The organism is Vibrio sp. FF145 (assembly GCF_041439075.1).
Lineage (GTDB): Bacteria > Pseudomonadota > Gammaproteobacteria > Enterobacterales > Vibrionaceae > Vibrio > Vibrio tasmaniensis_A.
The window spans coordinates 24957-45527 of sequence record NZ_JBGONH010000006.1 but is presented as its reverse complement, the minus strand read 5'-3'; the positions used below and the strand labels follow the sequence as shown (position 1 = coordinate 45527).

Sequence of the window (20571 nt, the reverse complement as noted above, 5' to 3'; positions counted from 1 at the left end):
CCAAACTGTAGCTAAAGATGTCTTTGAAAACACAAATTACCTTGAGAACCGCAGTGGTTCTGCCATTCGTGATGATATTTCTCTTCACTATGGGCGTAATGATTTTCACTCAAAAGCAAAGCTACAAGGAGATGGTGAGTGATATTAGTGCGCGCCAGCTAACATCACTCACTGATAACGTTCATCAAAGCCTTGCCGATTTTTTAGAAAAGCCATTTCACGCTAACCTTTCACTAAGTCATAACATCGGTTATCACAACCTTTATAAAGAGGGAAATCTTAGTCAGGTTCAAGACTATATTCTTTACAAGTTTTCTGCGCATTTTCAAGCGATCCCTCAGCTTGATGTAATCGGCTTTGGTTCTGAAGATGGTAACTATGTCGGCTTTCGAAAAGAAACAAACCGCGGCTTAACTTTAATGGCCCGGGATGATCGAACTCAAGGCAAACTTGTCATTTATCGTGGTAATACGATTAGCGGAGACATTCGAACCACAATTTCAGGTTATGACCCTAGAGTTCGCCCTTGGTACACTCCAGTAGTGACACAGAACAAGGCTGTATGGTCATCAATTTATGCCAATGCAGATGAACGACAAGAGATCACTTTATCGGCTCTCGCTCCTATCTATAGTGATAACGAGCTCAAAGGTGTCCTCGCCAGCGATATTAAGATCAACACCTTTAATGCTTTTCTCAAGGATCTCAAAGATAAAACGGATGCCTCTGTTTATATTATTGATAAGCAACAGCGCTTAGTCGCTCATTCGGGCGGAGGCAGCGTGGTCTCTTGGGGAACAGGACAAACAGACAAAGGCCAGCGCTTGTTAGCAACAGAGAGTGCTAACGCGGTAATACGTGAAAGTGCCCGTTATGTAGATAAGTTTCATCTAATCGATGATTTAAATGTGCAGCGCTTTAGTTTTAATTTAGATAACGAACGATATTTCAATCAACTTACCCCTTATGAAGATGAGTACGGCATCACTTGGATTATTGGTATGTCGATCCCAGAAAGTAGCCTACTTGGTGAATTACCAAAAAACCAAAGAAACAGTTGGTTACTCGGTCTAACTCTCAGTTGCATTGGTATTATCGCTGGATTAATTGCCTTTAATCGCGTAACTCAACCCATCACTTCAACTGCAGGGGCAGCAAAGCGCCTCGCCAAAGGTGACTGGGAGACGAGCATGCCAAAAACGGGCAACATCTATGAAATTAGCATGTTAACTGCGTCATTTAATGAAATGACCAACAATTTAAAGGCTTCTTTTCAGGCGTTACAGGCTCAACTTACCTATGACTCATTAACCAAACTGTATAGTCGTGAAGGCTTTATTGATACAGCCAAGAAAAACCCTGAAAACGAAAAAGGTACACTTTATTTAATTGGTATTGACCGCTTTCGAGATATTAATGATAGCCTCGGCCATTACAATGGTGACCAACTGCTTATCATTGCGGCCGCTCGTTTAAGAGGTACGCTACCATCGAACTTCCTGCTAGCTCGAACTGGCGGGGATGAATTTGCGATTTACGCTCCTAACATCAATCAAATAGATGACGTTCAACTACTGACGAGTCGCTTACTTCGAATCTTTACCTCCCCATTTGCCATGGAATCAGAAAGCGTGGTCATCAAAGTATCAATGGGGGTCGTGAATGTCTCGAACGTCAACGACATTACACTGCTGCTACGCAACAGCAGTATAGCCTTGAGCAACGCAAAGCAAGACAAAACCAGTGTCAGTATTTACAACCCAGAAATGGGCAAAGCATCGAGATATCGTACCAAGATGCTGGCACGTCTTAACAAGGCAATTGAGCTTCAGCAGTTCGAGCCCTTCTATCAGCCTATAATCGACCTGGAATCCGGAGCTACCATAGGTGCCGAGGCTTTGGCTCGTTGGATAACGGACGAGGGTATAATCTCACCTTTGGAGTTCATTCCTTTAGCAGAAGAAACAGGATTGATCTACGACATTGGTAAGCAGATTTTGCACAAGTCATGTCGAGATACCGCAATTGCGATTGAATCTGGAAAATGGAATAAAGACTTCTCTATTCACGTTAACTTATCTGTCGACCAACTGAGTGAAAGCGGATTCATTGAATTGGTTAAAACCACGCTGAGTGACACCAAATTACCAGCCCAAAACCTGACGCTAGAGATCACTGAATCACGCATCGTCGACAATGACCAAACCATCATCGATAATATGCTGACGCTAAAAGCACTAGGCATCTCGATTGCAATTGATGACTTTGGTACCGGCTATTCGTCACTGGCTTACTTACACAAACTGCCATTTGATTGCTTAAAGATCGATCGCAGCTTCGTCAGTAAATTGGAAAAAGAGAACCTAGACAGCTCCATCGTCGCGGCCATCGTCAACATTACCAAGGGTTTCAAAGTGAGTTTGGTGGCAGAAGGCGTTGAAACACAACAACAAGCTGAACTACTCAAGCAGCTTCAATGCCCATTAGCTCAAGGTTTCTTATACAGCCGTCCAGTTCCGTTTGACCAATGGCCTACCGACCTCGGCAGTAAGCTAAATGCCAAGTTTAAAACGAATAACAAAGTCGAACAAAACGCAGAGGCTAAACAGGGCACCAAAGAGAGCCTCACCTAAATCAGGCAGAAACCGAATGAGTCAGATACAAAAATGCCAGCATGATGCTGGCATTTTTTATGTTTCTATTCTCTATCGAGTTATTAGATGACGCGAGAGAATTGCTGTTGGCGAGCCTTGGCACGTAGGTATTTATCAAAACACATACAGATGTTACGGATCAGCAAACGGCCACGCAAAGTTACGCGGATTTCTTTGTCATCGACTTCAACCAACTCATCGTTGATAAAGGTTTGTAGAAGCTCTAAGTCTTCTTTGAAGTAGCGATTAAAGTTAACCGAGAACTCAGATTCGATCATTGTTTTATCAAGCTTGAAGTTACAAATCAGCTGCTTGATCACTTCACGACGTAGAAGGTCGTCACTGTCTAGAGCAACACCTTTCCAAAGTGCATGACGCAGGTCATTCACCTGAGCGTAGTACTTCTTCAGCTCTTTCTGATTTTGTGCGTAAGCATCACCAACCATAGAAATCGCAGAAACACCGAAACCAATTAAGTCAGCTTCACCTTGGGTCGTGTAGCCTTGGAAGTTACGATGCAGAATACCTTCACGTTGTGCTACGGCTAGCTCATCTTCAGGTAGTGCGAAGTGATCCATACCAATGAACTGGTAACCCGCACCGGTTAGCGTCTCGATAGTATCTTGTAAGATAGCCATCTTCTCTTTAGCTTCAGGTAGGTCTTCATCTTTTATCTTACGCTGCGCAGCAAACAGTTGCGGCATGTGTGCGTAGTTAAATACAGATAAACGGCCCGGCTTCATTTCTAACACTTGCTTCAATGTTTCAGCGAACAAAGCTTGAGTCTGCTTTGGTAGGCCGTAGATCAAATCCAGGTTAGTTGAACGGAAGCCTAGCTCTGTCGCACGTTGAACCATTGCAATAATGAACTCTTCATCTTGCTCACGGTTAACCAGCTTCTGTACTTCTTTATTAAAGTCTTGCACGCCAATGCTCAGGCGGTTGAAGCCTTCATTTCGAAGGTGGTCAAGTACGTCTAGCTCAATCTCACGCGGGTCAACTTCAATACTGATTTCAGCGTCAGCGGTGAAGTTAAACTCTTCACGCAAAATGCCCATCAAACGAGTGATTTGTGTTTTGGTCAAGAACGTTGGTGTACCACCACCGAAGTGCAGTTGAGTCACTTTACGGCCATTCAATAAAGAGGCGCGCTGGCGGATTTCATGTTCAATCACATCCAAGTACTCATCCGCTTTATGCGAGTGACGAGTAATGACTTTATTACAACCACAGTAGTAACAAAGCTTATGGCAGAACGGGATATGCACGTAAAGAGAGAGTGGACGCTCAGGGTACTGAGTACACGCCATGTCGTAATCAGCGACGGTAAACGCTTCATGAAACTCCAACGCTGTTGGATATGAAGTGTAACGAGGTCCCGAATAGTTGTACTTGTTTAAGATCTCTTGATCCCAAACGATTTGCTGATTCGTTGTTACTGGCTTGCTCGACATAGCGGTAATTCCAATTTAGATCCGCGAGAACCTAAGGTCTCTCAAATCATTTTACATACATTAAAATATAGACGGGTTATTTTGCCACACGACCAGTAAGGTCGTTCCAAGACAAAATCAATTTTTCAGACAAAAACTCAGAACTGCTAGCTTGATCACTAACAAAGCGTCGGGATTAACGAGACGCAAAAGGTAAGAAGGCTCATTTAACATCGTCTATTAAAAGACAAGTCGACTTAAAAACAAGATGCATTTAAGATGAAAAGTCTTAAAGGCATAGGTATTAAAAGCAGCACGTCTTAAAAATGGAGTGTTCAACAAGCCTCTATATTAAATAGTCTTAGTGACTAGATCATCTGAATGTTGATTTGGTTGTTGAGAGGCTTAACCTTCTCCTGCAACCTTTTCAAATCTTCGATGACCGCATCATTCAAGCGAGTCTCTGCCTTATGGCGCGTGAGATTCTGCTGCATGCGATCTTTCTTCGTCAGTTCCTGTCTTGCATCTCCGCGAGCCATATCTTTTACGATATGGTACAGCTCAGAAAGAGCAGGATACTCAGAATCAAAATCGACACGCTCATCACCCTGAACGTTATCCATAATGATACACACTCGGATACTGATCTCAGGTAAGTCACACTGGCCTTGAATACCCGCTAAGCACAAAGTATTTACGTTTTCGTAAATCGTCGCGTTACGTTTTTCAATGGCAAGTGCTTGATGCTGCTTTTGCAACTCCGTCTGCTTCTTCACTTGAAGTAGAAGGTAACCTGCGTAAGAGCCCAAGCCGAGAATGATAATTCCACCAGCAATTGCTAATAAGGTTACGTTCATTGGCTATTAACCTTTAAAGCTGTCTAAGTCGAAATCTTCGAATTGAGATAGCAAGTCTTCGTCAGAGCTTGCTTTCTTCTTAGAGGCAACAGGTGCTTCTTCGAAGATCTCTTCTTCATCGTCTTCTGGCTCTAGCAGACCTAAGCGGCCCATTAGGTGTTCGATACGATCAAGTTTCTCATCAACAAACTTCTGCAGACCAGCACCTAGGTTTTCACCATTTTCGATACGATCTAGCAATGTGTTCAGTTGAGCATCATTCTCAAGCATCTCTAACTCTTGTTCGTTAGATAGCTTGCGCTCTTGTTTCGTCGACTTCTTCGCTGGTTCAACAATCAGTGGGATTTTTTTCTTGCTGCCTAAACGAGGGTCGCGAGCTAGTGCAGCTTTACGCTGTTTTGCTTCGCTACCATCAGAGTGACGGCTGCCAGACTTAAGGCCTTTACGCTTTTTAACACGCTTACGTTCACGACCTTCAACATCAGATTCACTACGGTTACGAGTAACCATAGGTTCCGGAGCGCCAAGTGCTCCCGGTTTTCTTGATTTCTTACTACGACCCATTACTGCACTTTCCTCAGTAAAATTACATCATTTCCAAAAAATTCTAGTTCGAGCTTATCCCGCTCTGCCAAAAACTGGAATGTTTGACGACTAAAGAAGACGACATGTGTCGGGTCATTCTTGTAGTGCCAACCAGCAAACGCGTCTACGTCTATTACTAGCTTAGTCATAAGACCAATCCAGCCCTTGGGTTTAACTAAATTCAACCATTGCTGCCACACTTTGTCTGGGTGATAAAGATGCTCTATCACCTCCGTGGCAGTCATAAAGTCATACGTTTTTTCCAACACAGAAGCTTCTGGGTGGTAATAGATATCGTACAACTCCATGGTGTGTCCGGCTTCTTCTAACATAATAGATAGCGTAGGGCCTGGGCCACAACCAAAATCCAACCCTTGTGAGTTAGATGAAATTTTGTCTGTTAGTGGATCCGCGATGCGAGATAGAAAACGGCGATAGCCTGCATCACTAGGATCGTTCTCATGGAGATCATAGTGTGCTTTTTCTTCTTTTGCTTCTAACCTTTGTTCAGGTTTAACAAATACCAGTTCACATTGCTGACACTGCAGATAGGCTCTGCGTTTGTCTTCAAAATAGTGATTCACGCCTTGGTGATGGCATAAGGGACAAGTATACATAGCACATCCTTAAACAGGGATGCGAAACATACCAGAAACTGAGTTTATAGTGGAGAGGTATTGGGTGTTTTTTCATCAAATCAATAAAAAAAGCGATAGGAAAACCTATCGCTCTCTAAATCTGCCTATATCGGCCAAAATTTGCATACTCAACTTGGTACACAAATCTCCATTTGTTATTGGTGCTTTCCATGCCAAATTTGTTTGTTGTTCATCGCCCTGATGAGTTTTGGCTATCCTTTTCTAACACCTTGTTGCTGGGCTGTCCTAGCCTGATCCGTTTCTGTCTATACCGTTAGACTAGATGACCATCCGTATCTAAGTCAGCTCCTAGCTGATGGCGGCTACTTTACCTTTTTACAAAAAGACTACAAGAGTGCGAGCTCACACTTTTGTACACAATTCGAACACGCATTGATAAATTAGGCATTAACACAAACCAGATATATAAAATCAATACAAAAGAAAACGCCCCAACCATTACTGATCGGGGCGTCTCTTCAATCTCGCTCGAACGTACATTTCATTACTCTGGCTAAGAGCAAGAAACCGACATATTAGTGTAAACCACCAACGTACTTCGATAAGGTATCAATATCTGCGTCTGTTAACTTTTTAGCTACATCACGCATCATCGCATTCATGTCGTTATTACGGTTACCATCGCGGAATTTCTCAAGTTGAGCCTTGATGTAATCTGCGTGCTGACCTGAAATCTTAGGGAAACCAGAAAGTTCGGTACCATTACCACGAGGGCCGTGACAAGCAATACAAGCCGTTACGCCGCGTTCTGCGTTACCCGCAGTGTAAAGAACCTTACCTTCATCTACTACATTTTCAGGAGTAGAGTTACTAGAGATAGGGAGAGATGCGTAGTATGCCGCTAGGTCAGCCATATCTTCTTCAGATAAAGGCATCGCCATTGCACCCATTACAGGCTCGTAACGACCTTGTTTACCACCACTCGTCATACCTAGCTTAAGCTCTTTTAACTGCTTCTCTAGATACTTCTCATGTTGACCAGCCAGCTTAGGATACTGAGTGATCAGACTGTTGCCGTCAGCACCGTGGCAGGCAACACATGTTTGTGATTTGGCTTTACCAGCTTCAATACTACCTTGAGCCCATACTGAGCAGCTGGCTAAAAGACTCAAAATTAGCGCTAATTTCTTCATGACATTCCATTATAATTATCAAGCTTCCAGTACCACTCTATGTTGCCACTCATGGTACAATAGGCGACCTTATGCCGAGCACGGTTATTTTACACAAATTCACAAAAAAGTAATCAATCGACTACACAAAGTCGAGATGGAGTTAACAGTGAGCGTAAAAATTCATTATCAAAACACGCATTTCATTACCAGTGCACCTGATATTCGTCACTTACCAGAAGACGAAGGGATCGAAATTGCGTTTGCAGGACGCTCCAATGCTGGTAAATCTAGCGCACTAAACCGCGTTACAAACCAAAAAAGCTTGGCGAAAACCAGTAAAACCCCAGGTCGAACTCAGCTAATTAACCTATTTAAGGTTACCGACGGCTGTCATATTGTCGATTTACCGGGATATGGCTTCGCTCAAGTACCGCTTGAGATGAAGAAAAAATGGCAGAAGTCGCTAGGTGAATACCTACAACGACGTGAAAGCCTAAAAGGTTTAGTGGTATTGATGGATATCCGTCACCCAATGAAGGACCTTGACCAACAAATGATCTACTGGGCTATCGATAGCCGCATCCCAGTACAGGTTTTGTTAACAAAAGCAGACAAGCTGAAAAGCGGTGCGCGTAAAGCACAGCTACTGAAAATCCGTAACGATGCGAAATCTTTCGGTGGTGATGTAGCGGTTGATGTCTTCTCTTCAATGAAGGGCATCGGCGTTGACCAACTGCGTGCCAAGATGGATGAGTGGTTTGCACCTGTGTTTGCTGATCAAATCATTGATGAGCTAGCGGACGAAGAGCAAAACGACTCAGAGTAATTCCTCTATCTAGAGCTTTATCTATAATTAGAGGTTAAAGCACTGACAACACGTGATTTAGCCTTATCAATACCCTGCCTTTTATAGGTGGGGTATTTTTTTACCCACAAATTAGTGAGTTAAACCTAGATCTTGAGAGTTAAAGACAAGATTAATCAGTTAGAAGCGAGAGAAGTGAACCATACTAAAAGACAACCTTTAACAAACTAAACAGTGAGAAAGGAATACTCATGTGGAAAAAACCCTTGGCGACCATCGCACTTATATTGATCTCATTTTCCGGTGTAGCATCTGAAGCGGAACAGCCCAAGACCGAGGCCGCTCTAGTCAATGTTGATATGACTTTAGACCTAGATGGTATGGAAAAGTATGCAAAAGACGCGAGTGAGTCTCTTGAGGTGATATCGCAATCTTTGCAGGCGATCGTCAACAACCCCAACCTTAGTGAAGACCAACAACAAGCTCTGAACCAAACCGTTGAAAGCATCAACAAGCTTGCGAGCTCTACCAAAACATCACTCAATCAACTCCCACAAGCCTTAGACCAATCTCGACTCGCCTTTAAAAAGACCAGTCAAATGCTGTTGGATGATATTCAGACCAAGATCATCATTGCGTTAGCAGCCGTTATCGCTGTCATTGTTATCGCTTTGACTGCTATCTACCTACTCATCCTAAAACCCATGCAGCAAACCTTGGTGAAAGCGACCAACAATATCTCTTCTATGGCGCAATCCATCCAAATCACCGCCGAAGCGCTGAAATACAGTACTGAGAAACAACAAGAAATCATGGACTACATTGAGCATTCACCCACTCAATACACTGATAAATAAGGTGTAAGCGATCAATGCACTATGAGTTACTTGTAAAATAAAAGTTATTTTCAAGAGTAAAACAATCCACTTAGCGACGGATTAAAATTACCAATTGCTGATTGAATTCCAGATCTAAGGCAATCAAGTGTTTATCACGCTGCTTGGGGGAAACGTAACAAAAGGCACTAAAAATGGGAGATTTTACGGGGGAATAGTAGGTTGGAGATATTTTTCTTTCGCACAAGAAAAAACGCCCCAGTCAAATACTGACTGGGGCGGCTGAATCAGCCTAATCCAATAACGTGAAACAAAAGGTCTGAAAGATAGAACATCTTACCTCTGTACCCTACAAGATTTAATGTACAACAATTGCTCAGAAATGAAAACCATTTTTGTAGTTTTTTTTCATGAACGTTTTATTAAAACACCCAAAATCTTCTTATGACTTAACTTTATTCGAGACAAAAAAAAGCCAGTGTTTGTGCACTGGCTCATACTAATTTACTCAATAAGGTCAAAAACTGATTAGTGGGCTTGATCCCAGTTGTCACCGTGGCCAGCTTCCGCGACAAGCGGTACTTCTAGCTCTGCGGCGGATTCCATCAATTCTTGTACTTTACTTTCAATTTCGGCTAAAGCTGACTCTTCCACTTCGAAGACCAATTCATCGTGTACTTGCATAAGCAGTTTCACACGACCATCGCCTTCCGCTTGAATCCATTCATCAACCAACAGCATCGCTTTCTTAATGATATCTGCTGCTGTGCCCTGCATTGGCGCGTTGATTGCCGCACGTTCAGCAGCCTTACGACGCATGCCATTTCGAGATTGAATCTCAGGAAGGTGCAGACGACGACCGTAAATGGTTTCAACAAAGCCTTGCTCTGAAGCCGCGCTGCGTGTGTCTTCCATATACTGCATCACACCTGGGTAACGCTCAAAGTAAGTATCCATGTAGTGTTGTGCTTCGCCACGAGGAATACCTAGCTGCTTAGCCAAACCAAAAGCACTCATGCCGTAGATAAGACCAAAGTTAACCGCTTTAGCACGACGACGCTGCTCAGTGGTCACACTCTCAATATCAACACCAATGATCTCAGCAGCCGTTGCCGCGTGGATATCTTTGCCTTGTTGGAATGCTTCCAGCAGCGCTTTGTCACCTGATAGGTGCGCCATAATACGCAATTCAATTTGAGAGTAATCGACCGCTAGAATCTTCCAACCATGTTGTGCAACGAATGCTTGGCGGATACGACGACCTTCTTCATTACGAATTGGGATGTTCTGTAGGTTTGGATCAGTCGAAGACAAACGGCCCGTCGCGGTCACCGCTTGATGATAAGACGTATGAACACGACCAGTCTCAGCGTTGATCATCTTCGGCAGTTTATCTGTGTACGTCGACTTAAGCTTCGCAAGACCACGATACTCAATGATCAACTTAGGTAGCGGGTAATCAAGCGCCAGCTCTTGAAGCACTTCTTCGTTGGTTGAAGGTGCACCTGATGGCGTTTTCTTGATAACTGGCAGACCCATTTTCTCAAACAGGATCGCTTGCAGTTGTTTTGGCGAGTTCATATTGAACTCTTGCTCTGCTATCTCGTAAGCTTTCTGCTCTAGCTCATCCAGACGAACCGCAATCTCTTGCGATTGAGCACCTAACAACATGTCATCAATGAATACACCTGTGCGTTCAATGCGAGACATCACAGGAATCAGTGGTACTTCGATTTCTTCATAGATGGTTTTTAGCTTTTCATCTTGCTCAATGTTTTCCATCAGGCGGTTATGAAGACGTAATGTCACATCAGCATCTTCTGCAGCGTATGGAGACGCCTCACCCAGTTCAATCTGGTTGAAAGTAAGCTGTTTCTTACCTTTACCTGCGATTTGCTCAAATGAGATGCAGCTGTGCTGAAGGAAACGCAGCGCTAGGCTGTCCATATCATGCTTGCCACCTACGCTATTGAAAACGTAAGACGCCAACATGGTGTCATGTTTAATACCCTTCATTTCGATACCGTAGCGCGCTAGCACACTCATATCGTACTTCAGGTTTTGACCCACTTTAGCTTGAGCATCATCTTCAAGAATCGGTTTAAGTTGTTCAAGTACCCAATCACGATCCAGCTGTTGCGGTGCATCTAGGTAATCATGAGCAACTGGTACGTAAGCGGCAACGCCCTCTTCCGTCGCAAATGATAAACCGACTAGATTCGCGACCATGTAATCAAGGCTGTCTGTCTCAGTATCAAAAGCAAACAATTCAGCTGCTTTAAGCTTTTCTAACCAAACATTGAATGACGCTTCATCTAGAATCGTTTCGTAGTTACTGCGATCAATCGTCACAGCAGACGTATTCATCTCTACAGTAGACGTTGTTGCAGAAGCGCTGCTGCGTACTGATCCCGATTTTTCATCAGCTTCAACCACACCACTGCCGCCTTCAAGCAGCTCGTTCAACCAAGATTTAAAGACCAGTTGACCGTATAACTTGATCAACTCATCGATATTGGGTTGTGCTTTTACCAATGACTCAGGTGTCTCTTCAAGCTCAACATCTAGCTTGATTGTTGCAAGCTCGTAAGACATGTCAGCATTGGCTTTATTATCAGCCAGCTTCTTAGCCATCGTCTTCGAACCACGGAAACCAAGCGCCGCAATATCATCAAGATTCTGATACAACTTTTCGATACTACCAATGCCTTGTAGCAAAGCCGTCGCTGTCTTGTCACCCACACCCGGAACACCAGGGATGTTATCGACTTTATCACCCATCAGTGCCAAATAATCGATGATCAGTTCTGGCGGGATACCAAACTTCTCAATCACACCTTCGCGATCCATTACCACGTTGGTCATGGTGTTGATCAGAGTAACGTTGTCATCAACTAACTGCGCCATATCTTTATCACCAGTACTGATAAGTACAGGCATACCCATCGCAGAAGCTTGAGAAGCCAACGTACCAATCACGTCATCTGCTTCAACGCCAGGAATAGAGATAAGTGGCAAACCCATCGCACGAATCACATTGTGCAATGGTTCTATCTGGCAACGAAGATCGTCAGGCATAGGTGGGCGGTTTGCTTTGTACTCTGGGTACATGTCATCACGGAACGTTTTCCCTTTCGCATCAAAAATAACCGCAATACGATCAGAAGCAAATTGACGCATCATGCTGCGTAGCATGTTAACTACACCATAAACAGCGTTCGTTGGGATATCACCATTGCTCATGGTGCCAGGGTAAGCATGGAACGCGCGATATAGGTAAGAAGAGCCATCGATCAGAATCAATGGATTATCAGGAATACGAGCCATAATATTTGTGAATCCAGTAAGTACAGAAATTATCTGTTAAGAATGCCACGTCTGTTGGTTGGATTCCATGTTGTCGATCTGTATCCGTTCACTCGGTTGTATTCGTTATAATCGATTTGTTGTTATTTTTTGTTCTTAGACGCAAGCGTTCTGTGGATAACTCTGTTTATATTATTTATCCACCCTGTTGAGAAGTAAGGTTAACAAATCAAAAAACACCACCAACACACTGAAAATAAAGAATAATTTTACAGATCGAACATATGATCAACGATCTTTTTACGATCCTGCGTTGTGGAAAAGAATGCTGATGGCGTTTTATTCATAAAAAAACGTGCCACTAAATATGCATATTGTTGAATTGGAAGTATAAAAAAAGCGACACCCGAAGATGTCGCCTAGCAAAAACTGGTAAAGCCATTCAAATTGAATACCACAGCTTTACCTAAAAGCTATAAATTACACTGGAAGCAATGTGAGCAATGTCGTGTCAAAAAGAACTTAGTACAAGTTCGCGAGAATTCTGTTGGGTAACCAAGTTGATACTTGAGTACTTAACATCCTTGTGAACATTTCCTCATTCCCTAAGACAGGGTTAATAATAATGATTCTCATTTAATAGTCAACAACTAAATGATAATAAATCTCATTAAATTCATTTTAAATGATTTATCACCCCGATAAAGCAAATCATTAAGCTGATAATTGCTTCACGAAATGGATTCGATTTTCATTAATCTCTTCTTTTTCTTCCAATTTTTCAATTCGATATCCATTTTTCAATAGTAAACACAGCATCGCAGGAAACTGGTTACGAGATTTTACTTTCAGCTGCTCATAACCCCGCTCTTGTGCCCACTGCTCCTGAACATCTAATTGAGCCTGTGCGACCCCCTTATTTCTTGCAAGCGGTGACACACCACCAAACCAACTATAGAAAGTATTTGAGTTAAGCTCATAACCAATTTTAAAGCCGAGTAACACGTTAGCCTCTTCAGCCACTAAGATCAGACTCTTTTTCCCTTCAAGCCGAGCTGCCAGTGAAGCGACACTCTCTTTTCTAGCAAACTCAGAGATCTGCTCGACAACAGACACAACCTCTTCCAGTGAACCTTCACGTACTATGACTGACATCTTCTTCCATCCTCATAAGCGAAAGGGCTGACACAATGGCCAACCCTTTTACTGAATATCACTTAAGTTAACGTTAAGTTGTTACTTTTCTTTTAAGTGCTTGGCTGCTTGTGCATTGTCTTCAGCAAGCCACTCTGCAACATCTTTAGCGAAGTACGTCAGGATGCCATCAGCACCAGCACGCTTAAAGCACAGCAGTGATTCCATAACGGTGTCGCGCTCTTTCAGCCAACCGTTTTGAATTGCTGCTTTGTGCATCGCATACTCACCAGACACTTGATAAGCATACGTTGGTGCTTGAAGTTCATGTTTCACACGACGCACGATGTCTAAATAAGGCATACCAGGCTTAACCATCACCATATCCGCACCTTCATTAAGATCCATTGCCACTTCGTGAATCGCTTCATCGCTGTTGGCAGGATCCATCTGGTAGTTCTTCTTATTACCACCTTTCAGGTTCGAAGCACTGCCGACTGCATCACGGAATGGGCCGTAATAACACGATGCGTATTTCGCAGAGTACGCCATAATCTGAGTATGAATATAACCCGCTTCCTCTAACGCTTCACGGATCTTACCAATACGACCATCCATCATATCCGACGGAGCAACCACATCTGCACCGGCTTCAGCATGCGATAACGCCTGCTGAATCAACACTTCAGTCGTTTCATCATTCATCACGTAACCATCTTCATCGATGATGCCGTCCTGGCCGTGAGTAGTAAATGGGTCCAGTGCAACATCAGTAATCACACCCATATTTGGCACGTGCTCTTTTAATGAACGTACCGCACGCTGCACTAAACCTTCTGAATTATGAGCTTCAGCCGCGCATAAGCTTTTAGCATCTTGGTTCACGACCGGAAACAGAGCAATCGCCGGAACACCCAATTTTGACAGGTAATCCGCTTCTTCAAGCATCAGATCGATCGACAAGCGTTCAACACCCGGCATTGACTCGACAGGCTCGCGGCGGTCTTTACCCATCAGGATAAACATTGGGTAGATGAGGTCATCCACAGACAATTGATTTTCTGCCATTAGGCGACGGCTAAAGTCGTGTTTACGCATACGGCGCATACGGCGACCTGGGAATTGACCTTGAATTGAAACAGACACTAGATTCTCCTTGCCTAGTCTAAGCACCGAAATGCTTAGATATGAAAAGTGCTAAATACAGGCAAAAGCATATCACTGATGGCTCAGGACGCTAGCAGTAAAATATAAAACCCACTCAAAAACAGGGATAAATGGCAAAAAATGACCTTCTCCTCACACTGCCGTATACTCATGACAACTCAGTAAAGACAGCTTTCAGGACAAAACAATGATCGACACCCATGCTCATATTTACGCGAGCGAATTCGATGAAGACCGTGAACAAGTCGTGCAGCGCGCACTGGCTCAAGGTATTGATACCATTCTATTGCCGAACATCGATTTAGATTCTATCGAGCCAATGTTAGCGACGGAAGCTCAGTTTCCTGATGTGTGTCGTTCAATGATGGGCTTACACCCTTGTTATGTGGATGCGAATATCGAGCAAACCCTCAAAACCATTCGAGCTTGGTTTGATAAACATGACTTTATCGCCGTGGGTGAGATTGGTATCGACTTGTACTGGGATAAAACCTTCAAGGCTGAACAAGAGATGGCTTTCGTGACTCAGCTGCAGTGGGCAAAAGAGCTCGATCTGCCAGTGGTGATCCACACTCGTGATTCTATTGAAGAGACACTTGCCTTACTTCGTAAAGAACAAGACGGCAGCTTACGTGGCGTATTCCACTGCTTTGGCAGCAGCTTAGAGGAGGCCCAGGCAATCAACGAGCTAGGCTTTCACTTAGGTTTAGGCGGAGTATCGACCTTTAAGAACTCAGGAATGGACAAGGTGATTCCACATCTTGATATGAATTACGTCATTCTAGAGACAGATTGCCCATACTTGGCACCAACACCGAATCGCGGTAAACGTAATGAGCCAGCCTACACGGAATTGGTAGCAAAACGCATCGCTGAATTGCGCGGGATTAGCCTTGAAGAAGTCGATACCACTACTTCAAAAAATGCTAGCGCTCTATTTAATATATAAGACCTTATTCCACATAACACTTTAGAGTTACTCATTGAAATGCATAGGTGTATGGTTTAATATTGATAATTATAATAGATCAAAATTAAATCGAGCTGATTATGTGTGAACACACTATTCACTTACAACGTCAACATCGAACCCTATGGCATAAAATTTTGGGCATCAAAGAGCTCTATATATGTCAGAACTGTGGCTATCAGTTAAAGGTTCGATAAAATCGACACAATAAAAAAGCGGCCTCGGGCCGCTTTTTTATTGTGTCGATTTTTGCTGAAGGGCTCTAGCAAATTATGTTCTTACAGCAGAATCAAGACTCAGCTTCTTCCTCTTCATCCGCATCTGGCTTACGCACATAGAAACGCGCGAAGAACAGACCAATCTCAAACAGAATACACATTGGAATCGCCAACAGTGTCTGCGAGATCATATCGGGAGGTGTCAGCATCATACCGACGATAAAAGCACCGACAACAATGTACGGACGCTTTTCAGACAGAGCCTTAGGCGTTGTCGCCCCCGTCCAACATAACAAGATAATCGCTACTGGTACTTCAAAGGCAATACCAAAAGCAAAGAACAGCGCGAGTACAAAATCGAGATAACTTGATATGTCTGTTGCGAACTCTACCTGCCCTAAGGAAATAGCCGTGAAGAAACTAAATACCAATGGGAATACTACGAAGTAAGCAAACGCCACACCACAGTAAAACAGCAAAGAACTTGAAGCCAATAACGGCATGATCAAGCGTTTTTCATGCTTGTACAAACCCGGAGCAACAAAGGCCCACACCTGATACAAAATAAACGGCACCGCGACAAAAATAGACGCGATTAAGGTTAATTTTAGCGGTGTAAAAAATGGCGATGCAACATCCGTTGCGATCATCGTCGCCCCTTCAGGCAGACGATCTACCAAAGGTGCTGATACGAATTCATAAATATCATTAGCAAAATAAATTAGCCCGACAAATATCACTAGAACAGCGACAATCGCACGTAGTAGGCGATTACGTAATTCTAGAAGATGGCTAATTAAAGGCTGTGTCTGCTCAGTCGAAGACATGTCAAACCTCTTAAACAGGAAGATCGAAAAGGAGCCGCGCACCTATCTATCCAGCTGAATTGGTATCCACTTGAATAGTTATCTACTTGAATAGCTATCGATTTAAACATCTAGCGACTCAAGCATCTGGCGACTCCTCCTTGCGAGACTATTCGGCTTTCTTATCTGACGGTGCTGAAGCTTCGCTGTTGACCTGAATGGTTTCAGATTCCACAGTTTCCGTGACACTAGGTTCAGTCTCACTCGGCTTATCAGACTCAGGCTTGGCATACGGACGTTGAACCTCAGCAGCGGCCTGCTTAAGTTCATCAACTGATGCTTTTAGGTCTGGAGATAAATCTTCCATACCCATTTTTTCCGCCTTGCGTAGGTTTTCTTGCAGCTCTTGCACCTTAAGCTCGTGAGAAAGTTCATCTTTCACACTGTTTGCCATGCTTTTCGCTTGTCCAACAAACTTGGAAATACTGCGAATCGCCACAGGCAAACGCTCAGGTCCTAAAACCACTAACCCAACGACAGATATTAATACCAGTTCCCAAAAACCGATATCAAACACGATTTACGCCTGCTCTTTGTCTTTCTTTGTTTCAGCAGTTGTTTCAGCGCTAGCTTCTGTCTTCTGCTGTTCAATATTCTTTGGTTCAAAATCTGCATCTTTCTTATCTGCAGGCTTGTCTTCATCGCTCATCGCTTTTTTGAAGCCTTTCACCGCTGAACCTAAGTCACCACCCATACCGCGCAGTTTCTTTGTTCCGAAAAGTAAAATTACAATTACAGCAATGATTAGAAGTTGCCAAATACTGATACCACCCATTGTCATTGTCCTCGGGTCTGTCTACACATAAAAAATATTAAGAGAGTCTACTGTCTAACGACGGTAAGCTCGCCAACTAAGCAACCAAAATGTGACACCTGCGATGCCACAGCCCATAGATAGCTGCTCATAAGGGCTTGAAACTAATATTGCGGAGCATACGACTAAAGTGGCTCCAACGCCAAACAAAAACTTTCCAGTTGCTTGCTGACGCTTACTATCTCGGTAACCTTGATAAAGCTGATCCATTCTGTGGTTCATCGCTTTACCTTGGCGCAAGCTGTCATAAAGCAGCTCTGGCAGCTCTGGCAGTTTTTCTGCCCAGAATGGCGCGCGCTCTTTTACTGCATTGATCACAGCTTGCGGCCCCACCTGATTCATCATCCAGGTTTCAAGGAAAGGCTTGGCGGTTGCCCACAAATCAAGTTGCGGATACAACTGACGACCTAGCCCTTCCACATACAACAAGGTCTTCTGTAGAAGTACCAACTGAGGCTGAACCTCCATGTTGAAACGTCTTGCTGTATTAAATAAGTTTAGCAACACATGGCCAAATGAGATCTCACCAAGTGGTTTTGCAAAAATTGGCTCACACACCATACGGATCGCGAACTCAAAATCATTGACGTTGGTGTCGTGTGGCACCCAACCCGAATCAACGTGCAGCTCGGCGACTTTACGGTAATCTCGATTAAAGAAAGCCAACAGGTTCTCTGCTAAATAGCGCTTATCTTCACTGTTGAGCGTGCCGACAATGCCACAATCCAAACCAATCCACTGAGGGTTATCTGGATTTTCTGGGTTAACGAATACGTTGCCCGGGTGCATGTCTGCATGGAAAAAGCTGTCTCGGAATACTTGGGTGAAGAATACCGTCACGCCACGTTCAGCCAGCAATTTCATGTTGGTGCCGTTGGCGTTTAGCGTTTCAATATCGGATACTTGAATACCGTAGATACGCTCTGACACCATCAGGGTTTCGCTGCTTAGATCAGGGATAACCTCTGGAACATACAGCTCTTCACTGCCTTCAAAATTACGTCGTAGTTGAATCGCATTGGCCGCCTCTCGGCGCAGGTCTAGTTCATCAAGTAACGTTTTTTCGTACTCGTGAACGACTTCAACCGGTTTCAAACGACGTGCTTCAGGAAGCGACTTAGCGACTATACGCGCCATTCGGTGCATCAGTTTTAGATCTGCGTCAATCACCGGGCGAATATCAGGGCGAATAACCTTCAGAACAATCTCGCGACCACTCTCCTTGAGCTTTGCGGTATGCACCTGAGCGATAGAAGCAGAAGCCAATGGCTCGATATCAAAGTCGGTAAACCAGTTATCTAGGCTACCACCGAGCGCTTTTTCCATGTCTCGCTTAGCCAATTGACCATCAAATGGCGCCACTTGGTCTTGTAATAAAGCCAATTGGTCAGCGATATGAGGAGGAAATAGGTCGCGACGCGTTGACATCATCTGACCAAACTTAATCCAAACAGGCCCTAATTCTTGCAACGCTAAACGCAAGCGATGACCCAATTCTTTATCTTGATGTTTGTTCTTGAGCCAAAACAGTGACTTTCTCGCCAGTAAAGGGGCTTTAGTCAACTGGTGCTCAGGCATCAATTCATCAAGGCCGTATTCCAACTGTACCTTGATAATATGATAAAGACGTTTCAGTTCTGTTGGGGTCATGCTTTCTCCAACAGAGCGTTCAGTTTAGCTTCAAGACGTGCAGCTGAGCTTTTCACGTCGTCAACCTGATCGCAAAAATGTGCCACTTCTAATGGCGCTGGTGCAATCTTCCACTCTTCAGTTAATACCTGAGCGAGATGGTTTTGATGCTTAGTCGCTTGCTTAGCCACAAGGCCACCAACATTCTTAACGCCTTGTACCAAGGTATGAGCAACCACGTCGCCAGTCACGCGCGATAGCCACTCTTCCAAGTCTGGCTTGCAGTCTGTCATTAGCTGAGCAAATTTCTGAGCCAGTTGAATATCACCCTCTAAGATCAGCTTATCTTGCTTGATCAGTTTGGTGATGTTCGATTGCTCACGCAGTTCTGGCAGTACCGATAGGTTCAAAGATAGGTAGCAATCAGGTTGTCCTTCGTATTCAGACAACACATCGATTTGTTGGCTAAAAACGAAAGTGAGAGTTTTATTCAGCTCTTTCAAATTAACTTGAATGATCTGCCCCTTTAAACGAGACAAACGACGAACCAAAGCTGGATCATCGTTCACGAAAGTATTTAAAGAGGTTTCAATAACCGCGGTGACCAATGGATCAAATGGCATGACTGTCCTTACCTTTGAAAACGGATAAGCGTTAACCTATCCGTTGTATCTTTATTCTTATTTTTAGCACACTCAACGAGCCTACTACCAAGTTCGACTAGAACTTGTAACCGCGGTGCAGCGCAACAATGCCGCCCGTTAGGTTGAAGTATTTAGTATTTTCAAAACCCGCTTCTTGCATCATGCCTTCCAAGGTTTCTTGGTTAGGGTGCATGCGGATTGATTCTGCAAGGTAACGATAGCTGTCTGCATCGTTAGCAATCAGCTCACCCATTTTTGGCAATAGGTGGAAAGAATATGCATCGTAAACCTTTGATAGTGGTTCAAGCACTGGCTTAGAAAACTCAAGAACCAACAGACGACCGCCCGGCTTAAGTACGCGGTACATTGAACGCAGCGCTTGGTCTTTGTCGGTTACGTTACGCAGACAGAAGCTGATGGTAATGCAATCGAAGTAGTTGTCTGGGAAAGGCAGCTCTTCAGCGTTTGCTTGAACATAATGTACATTGCCAACAATACCGCTATCACGCAGTTTATCGCGGCCAACATTCAGCATTGAGTTGTTGATATCAGCAAGAACCACGTGGCCTTTTTCACCAACGATGCGCGAGAATTTCGCAGTAAGGTCACCAGTACCACCACCAAGATCGAGGATACGTTGACCAGGGCGCACGCCACTGCAATCAATCGTGAATCGCTTCCACAAGCGGTGAACACCACCCGACATTAAGTCATTCATGATGTCGTATTTAGCGGCTACAGAGTGAAATACCTCTGCTACTTTCGCGACTTTTTGGTCTTTCGCGACTGTTTCGAAACCAAAGTGTGTGGTTTCTGACTCTACTGCTGAATTTGTCTGCACGCTTGTGTCCATAATGCTGTTATCTACCATGGTAAGTT

Annotated in this window: 18 protein-coding genes; 4 read left to right on the top strand and 14 right to left on the bottom strand. The window is 43.9% G+C overall.

What is annotated here, in order from left to right:
* Positions 1 to 17 precede the first annotated feature (17 nt).
* A complete protein-coding gene (locus tag ACED42_RS03945; protein WP_371701491.1) occupies positions 18 to 2633 on the top strand; it encodes an EAL domain-containing protein in 2616 nt (871 codons plus the stop codon).
* 83 nt (positions 2634 to 2716) lie between these two features.
* On the opposite strand, the gene hemN is transcribed toward ACED42_RS03945, so the two are convergent.
* The 5 genes from hemN to ACED42_RS03920 all read right to left on the bottom strand — a co-directional run bounded on the left by hemN (position 2717) and on the right by ACED42_RS03920 (position 7321).
* Positions 2717 to 4108 carry an oxygen-independent coproporphyrinogen III oxidase gene (hemN, locus tag ACED42_RS03940; protein ID WP_017099251.1) on the bottom strand — a complete coding sequence of 464 codons (1392 nt, stop codon included), beginning with the start codon at positions 4106 to 4108 and terminating at the stop codon, positions 2717 to 2719.
* Positions 4109 to 4455: 347 nt separating this feature from the next.
* A complete protein-coding gene (locus ACED42_RS03935) occupies positions 4456 to 4944 on the bottom strand; it encodes a DUF2489 domain-containing protein (RefSeq protein ID WP_009848043.1) in 489 nt (162 codons plus the stop codon).
* Positions 4945 to 4950: 6 nt separating this feature from the next.
* Positions 4951 to 5508 carry a Der GTPase-activating protein YihI gene (yihI, locus tag ACED42_RS03930; RefSeq protein WP_004735577.1) on the bottom strand — a complete coding sequence of 186 codons (558 nt, stop codon included), beginning with the start codon at positions 5506 to 5508 and terminating at the stop codon, positions 4951 to 4953.
* Positions 5508 to 6146 carry a class I SAM-dependent methyltransferase gene (locus ACED42_RS03925; protein WP_012602994.1) on the bottom strand — a complete coding sequence of 213 codons (639 nt, stop codon included), beginning with the start codon at positions 6144 to 6146 and terminating at the stop codon, positions 5508 to 5510. The genes yihI and ACED42_RS03925 overlap by 1 nt, the downstream gene beginning before the upstream one ends.
* Before the next feature lie 557 nt (positions 6147 to 6703).
* On the bottom strand, positions 6704 to 7321 hold the full coding sequence (locus ACED42_RS03920) for a cytochrome c (RefSeq protein WP_009848044.1): 618 nt from the start codon (positions 7319 to 7321) through the stop codon (positions 6704 to 6706).
* Positions 7322 to 7469: 148 nt separating this feature from the next.
* On the opposite strand from ACED42_RS03920, the gene yihA reads away from it, so the two are divergent.
* Both yihA and ACED42_RS03910 read left to right on the top strand, forming a co-directional pair.
* Positions 7470 to 8129, top strand: coding sequence for a ribosome biogenesis GTP-binding protein YihA/YsxC (yihA, locus tag ACED42_RS03915; protein ID WP_009848045.1), 660 nt, complete (start codon positions 7470 to 7472; stop codon positions 8127 to 8129).
* Positions 8130 to 8359: 230 nt separating this feature from the next.
* Entirely contained in the window at positions 8360 to 8965 is a 606-nt protein-coding gene (locus ACED42_RS03910) for a GTP-binding protein (RefSeq protein ID WP_371701489.1), read from the top strand.
* Between the two features lie 507 nt (positions 8966 to 9472).
* On the opposite strand, the gene polA is transcribed toward ACED42_RS03910, so the two are convergent.
* The 3 genes from polA to hemB all read right to left on the bottom strand — a co-directional run bounded on the left by polA (position 9473) and on the right by hemB (position 14530).
* Entirely contained in the window at positions 9473 to 12271 is a 2799-nt protein-coding gene (gene polA / locus ACED42_RS03905) for a DNA polymerase I (RefSeq protein WP_371701487.1), read from the bottom strand.
* A 693-nt stretch (positions 12272 to 12964) separates the two neighbouring features.
* The gene (locus tag ACED42_RS03900) at positions 12965 to 13405 is read right to left on the bottom strand and encodes a GNAT family N-acetyltransferase (RefSeq protein ID WP_012602989.1); all 441 of its coding nucleotides are present in this window, start codon (positions 13403 to 13405) and stop codon (positions 12965 to 12967) included.
* Positions 13406 to 13486: 81 nt separating this feature from the next.
* A complete protein-coding gene (gene hemB / locus ACED42_RS03895) occupies positions 13487 to 14530 on the bottom strand; it encodes a porphobilinogen synthase (RefSeq protein ID WP_009848049.1) in 1044 nt (347 codons plus the stop codon).
* A 208-nt stretch (positions 14531 to 14738) separates the two neighbouring features.
* On the opposite strand from hemB, the gene ACED42_RS03890 reads away from it, so the two are divergent.
* The gene (locus ACED42_RS03890; RefSeq protein WP_371701485.1) at positions 14739 to 15500 is read left to right on the top strand and encodes a TatD family hydrolase; all 762 of its coding nucleotides are present in this window, start codon (positions 14739 to 14741) and stop codon (positions 15498 to 15500) included.
* Positions 15501 to 15810: 310 nt separating this feature from the next.
* On the opposite strand, the gene tatC is transcribed toward ACED42_RS03890, so the two are convergent.
* From tatC to ubiE, 6 genes are all read right to left on the bottom strand, one after another.
* On the bottom strand, positions 15811 to 16566 hold the full coding sequence (gene tatC, locus ACED42_RS03885; RefSeq protein WP_009848051.1) for a twin-arginine translocase subunit TatC: 756 nt from the start codon (positions 16564 to 16566) through the stop codon (positions 15811 to 15813).
* Positions 16567 to 16714: 148 nt separating this feature from the next.
* Entirely contained in the window at positions 16715 to 17122 is a 408-nt protein-coding gene (gene tatB / locus ACED42_RS03880; RefSeq protein WP_371701483.1) for a Sec-independent protein translocase protein TatB, read from the bottom strand.
* 3 nt (positions 17123 to 17125) lie between these two features.
* Entirely contained in the window at positions 17126 to 17380 is a 255-nt protein-coding gene (gene tatA, locus ACED42_RS03875; protein WP_009848052.1) for a Sec-independent protein translocase subunit TatA, read from the bottom strand.
* A 54-nt stretch (positions 17381 to 17434) separates the two neighbouring features.
* Positions 17435 to 19069 (bottom strand): ubiquinone biosynthesis regulatory protein kinase UbiB, encoded by a 1635-nt coding sequence (ubiB, locus tag ACED42_RS03870; protein WP_009848053.1) that lies wholly within the window; start codon positions 19067 to 19069, stop codon positions 17435 to 17437.
* The gene (locus ACED42_RS03865) at positions 19066 to 19671 is read right to left on the bottom strand and encodes an SCP2 domain-containing protein (protein WP_017631979.1); all 606 of its coding nucleotides are present in this window, start codon (positions 19669 to 19671) and stop codon (positions 19066 to 19068) included. Before ACED42_RS03865 ends, ubiB begins: the two co-directional genes overlap by 4 nt.
* 97 nt (positions 19672 to 19768) lie before the next feature.
* Positions 19769 to 20548, bottom strand: coding sequence for a bifunctional demethylmenaquinone methyltransferase/2-methoxy-6-polyprenyl-1,4-benzoquinol methylase UbiE (gene ubiE / locus ACED42_RS03860; protein WP_029222994.1), 780 nt, complete (start codon positions 20546 to 20548; stop codon positions 19769 to 19771).
* Positions 20549 to 20571: the final 23 nt, after the last annotated feature.

Excerpts from the sequence above, each read along its gene's own strand:
- ACED42_RS03945 (WP_371701491.1), top strand. The coding sequence starts at position 18 with ATGTCTTTGAAAACACAAATTACCTTGAGAACCGCAGTGGTTCTGCCA.
- hemN (WP_017099251.1), bottom strand. The coding sequence starts at position 4,108 with ATGTCGAGCAAGCCAGTAACAACGAATCAGCAAATCGTTTGGGATCAA.
- ACED42_RS03935 (WP_009848043.1), bottom strand. The coding sequence starts at position 4,944 with ATGAACGTAACCTTATTAGCAATTGCTGGTGGAATTATCATTCTCGGC.
- yihI (WP_004735577.1), bottom strand. The coding sequence starts at position 5,508 with ATGGGTCGTAGTAAGAAATCAAGAAAACCGGGAGCACTTGGCGCTCCG.
- ACED42_RS03925 (WP_012602994.1), bottom strand. The coding sequence starts at position 6,146 with ATGTATACTTGTCCCTTATGCCATCACCAAGGCGTGAATCACTATTTT.
- ACED42_RS03920 (WP_009848044.1), bottom strand. The coding sequence starts at position 7,321 with ATGAAGAAATTAGCGCTAATTTTGAGTCTTTTAGCCAGCTGCTCAGTA.
- ACED42_RS03910 (WP_371701489.1), top strand. The coding sequence starts at position 8,360 with ATGTGGAAAAAACCCTTGGCGACCATCGCACTTATATTGATCTCATTT.
- polA (WP_371701487.1), bottom strand. The coding sequence starts at position 12,271 with ATGGCTCGTATTCCTGATAATCCATTGATTCTGATCGATGGCTCTTCT.
- ACED42_RS03900 (WP_012602989.1), bottom strand. The coding sequence starts at position 13,405 with ATGTCAGTCATAGTACGTGAAGGTTCACTGGAAGAGGTTGTGTCTGTT.
- ACED42_RS03890 (WP_371701485.1), top strand. The coding sequence starts at position 14,739 with ATGATCGACACCCATGCTCATATTTACGCGAGCGAATTCGATGAAGAC.
- tatC (WP_009848051.1), bottom strand. The coding sequence starts at position 16,566 with ATGTCTTCGACTGAGCAGACACAGCCTTTAATTAGCCATCTTCTAGAA.
- tatA (WP_009848052.1), bottom strand. The coding sequence starts at position 17,380 with ATGGGTGGTATCAGTATTTGGCAACTTCTAATCATTGCTGTAATTGTA.
- ubiB (WP_009848053.1), bottom strand. The coding sequence starts at position 19,069 with ATGACCCCAACAGAACTGAAACGTCTTTATCATATTATCAAGGTACAG.
- ACED42_RS03865 (WP_017631979.1), bottom strand. The coding sequence starts at position 19,671 with ATGCCATTTGATCCATTGGTCACCGCGGTTATTGAAACCTCTTTAAAT.